The organism is Mesorhizobium sp. M7A.F.Ca.CA.002.15.2.1, assembly GCF_003998715.1.
Lineage (GTDB): Bacteria > Pseudomonadota > Alphaproteobacteria > Rhizobiales > Rhizobiaceae > Mesorhizobium > Mesorhizobium ciceri.
The window spans coordinates 1-2,763 of the sequence record NZ_RZPI01000712.1; the positions used below are offsets into that span (position 1 = coordinate 1).

Here is a 2,763-nt window from a genome sequence, read left to right on the forward strand (position 1 = left end):
AACGGCGCCGGCAAATCGACCTTCGTGCGCCAGATCACCGGCGTCGAGCAGCGCACCAGCGGCCAGATCTGGTTCGACGGCAAGGAAGTGAACTTTGCCGGGCCGATCGAGGCCCGCACGGCGGGCATCGAGACCGTGTTCCAGAATCTGGCGCTGGCCGACGATCTCGACGTGCCGTCGAACCTGTTCCTCGGCCGCGAGAAGGTTTTGTTCAACCTCGGCCCGTTCTCGATCCTCGACCGCAAATACATGCGCAAGGCAACCGAGGCGGCGCTGGTCCGCACGGCGGTGAAGATCCCCAATCTGTCCAACACCATCCGCCACATGTCGGGCGGCCAGCGCCAGTGCGTGGCGATCGCCCGGACGGCGACCTTCGCCTCCAAGCTGATCATCATGGACGAGCCCACCGCCGCCCTTGGCGTGCAGGAGACCGCGCAGGTCGAAAACATCGTGCGTACGCTGAAGGACAATGGCGAGCCGCTGATCCTGATCAGCCACAATATGCGCCAGGTGTTCGATCTCTGCGACCGCATCGTCGTGTTCCGGCGCGGCCGCATCGTCGCCAATCTGCGCAAGGAGAACACCGACGGAAACGATATCGTCTCCTACATCACCGGCGCCAAGACCGGGGAGGCGGAACTCGCGGCCTAAAACAGGATGGTCATCCTGTTTTCTGGCGCGCTCGAAAAATAGCCTTGCCACCTTTCCCCAAAAGCAAGGTGCGGACAACTCTCTCCAACCCATTCCCCCAGAGGAAATACCCATGACCGTTCGCTTCGCTCTCCTCGGTGCCGGCCGCATCGGCAAGGTCCACGCCCGTGCCGTCGGCTCCAATCCGCAGGCCAAACTGGTTGCGGTTGCCGATGCGTTCGAGAAGGCGGCCACCGAACTGGCCAGCGCCTATGGCGCCGAGGTGCGCAGCATCGAGGACATCGAGAAAGCCGGAGATATTGACGCCGTCATCATCTGCACGCCGACCGACACCCATGCCGATCTGATCGAGCGCTTCGCCAAGGCCGGCAAGGCGATCTTCTGCGAGAAGCCGATCGACCTCGACGTCAAGCGCGTCGAGAAATGCCTGGCCGTGGTCGACAAGGCCAAGGCGACGCTGATGGTCGGTTTCAACCGGCGTTTCGACCCGCATTTCGCCGCTGTGCGCAAGGCGATCGACGACGGCGCCATCGGCACCGTCGAGATGGTCACCATCACCTCGCGCGATCCGGGCGCGCCGCCGATCGATTACATCAAGCGCTCGGGCGGCATTTTCCGCGACATGACCATCCATGATTTCGACATGGCGCGCTTCCTGCTCGGCGAGGAACCAGTTGCCGTGAGCGCGCATGCCTCGGTGCTTGTGGACAAGAAGATCGGCGAGGCCGGCGATTTCGACTCGGTCAGCGTCATTCTCGAGACCGCGTCCGGCAAGCAGGCCGTCATCTCCAACTCGCGCCGCGCCACCTATGGCTACGACCAGCGCATCGAGGTGCATGGCTCGAAAGGCATGGTGGCTGCCGAGAACCAGCGGCCGGTGTCGATCGAACTGGCCAATGAGAAGGGCTATACGCGCCCGCCGCTGCACGACTTCTTCATGACCCGCTATCTCGACGCCTATGCCATCGAGATTGCCTCTTTCATCGCCGCCGCGACCTCGGGCAAGAAGGCATCACCCAGCGGCGCCGATGGGCTTATCGCGCTTCGATTGGCGGACGCCGCGCTAAAGTCGGCAACCACCGGCAAGACCGTCCGCCTCGACAAGTAAGAACCGGAACTCAATCCAGGAGCAAAGCGATGAGCGCATCCGCCGATCGCAATTCACAGACACGCGCCATCGTCACCGGCGGCGCGCAAGGCATCGGCTTTGCCGTTGCCGAAGCGATGGCCGACGAGGGCTGCCGGGCGCTGGCGCTCATCGGCCGCTCGCAGGAGAAGGGCGACAAGGCTGTCGCCCATTTCAAGAAAGCCGGCGTCGATGCGATTTTCATCAGCGCCGATGTGTCAAAAGTGGCGGACTGCAAGCGCGCGGTCGCCACCGCGATCTCGCATTTCGGCACCGTCAACGCGCTGGTCAACGCCGCCGCCACTTCGGCGCGCGGTTCGCTGGTCGAAACCTCCGAAGAGTTGTTCGATACGATTTTCGATACCAATGTGCGCGGCCCGTTCTTCCTGATGCAGGGCGTGGTGGCGCATCTCCTGGAAAAGAAGGCACCCGGCTCGATCGTCAACGTGCTGTCGATGTCGGCGCATACCGGCCAGTCGTTCCTGACGCCCTATTCGACCAGCAAGGGCGCGCTGATGACGCTGACCAAGAATGTCGCCAATGCCTATCGCTACAACCGCATCCGCTGCAATGCGGTGCTGCCCGGCTGGATGGATACGGAAGGCGAGGACATCGTGCAGAAGAAGTGGCACGACGCGCCGGACGACTGGCTGGCGAAGGCCGAAGCGACGCAGCCGATGGGCCAGTTGGTCAAGCCGGACCAGCTTGCCCGTCTGATCAGCTACATGGTCAGCCCGCAGTCCGGTGTCATGACCGGGTCGCTGGTCGACTACGATCAAAGCATTGCGGGGGCGTCACCGGAGTAACGCCGGCGAGTCTCAAACGCCCATCACTTCGTCATCCACGGGCGGTGCAAGGAGCGTAGCGACGCGGCGCAGACCCGAGGATCCATGCCGCGACTTCTGAGCGTTGCTGCGGTGCGGAATTCTGCTCCGCTGCACCATTCGGCCAAAGTCACGGAATGGATCCCAGGGTCTCCGCGACGG

3 protein-coding genes are annotated in these 2,763 nt (G+C 63.3%); all 3 read left to right on the top strand.

Features of this window, described 5'->3' with window-relative positions; translation table 11 throughout:
* Nucleotides 1–651: ATP-binding cassette domain-containing protein (locus ENZ74_RS27995; protein WP_164761264.1), on the top strand; the 651-nt coding region annotated here is incomplete at its 5' end.
* Nucleotides 652–763: 112 nt separating this feature from the next.
* Nucleotides 764–1,759 carry an inositol 2-dehydrogenase gene (gene iolG / locus ENZ74_RS28000; RefSeq protein ID WP_063169773.1) on the top strand — a complete coding sequence of 332 codons (996 nt, stop codon included), beginning with the start codon at nucleotides 764–766 and terminating at the stop codon, nucleotides 1,757–1,759.
* Nucleotides 1,760–1,788: 29 nt separating this feature from the next.
* The gene (locus tag ENZ74_RS28005; protein ID WP_127313155.1) at nucleotides 1,789–2,583 is read left to right on the top strand and encodes an SDR family oxidoreductase; all 795 of its coding nucleotides are present in this window, start codon (nucleotides 1,789–1,791) and stop codon (nucleotides 2,581–2,583) included.
* The last annotated feature ends 180 nt before the right edge of the window (nucleotides 2,584–2,763 follow it).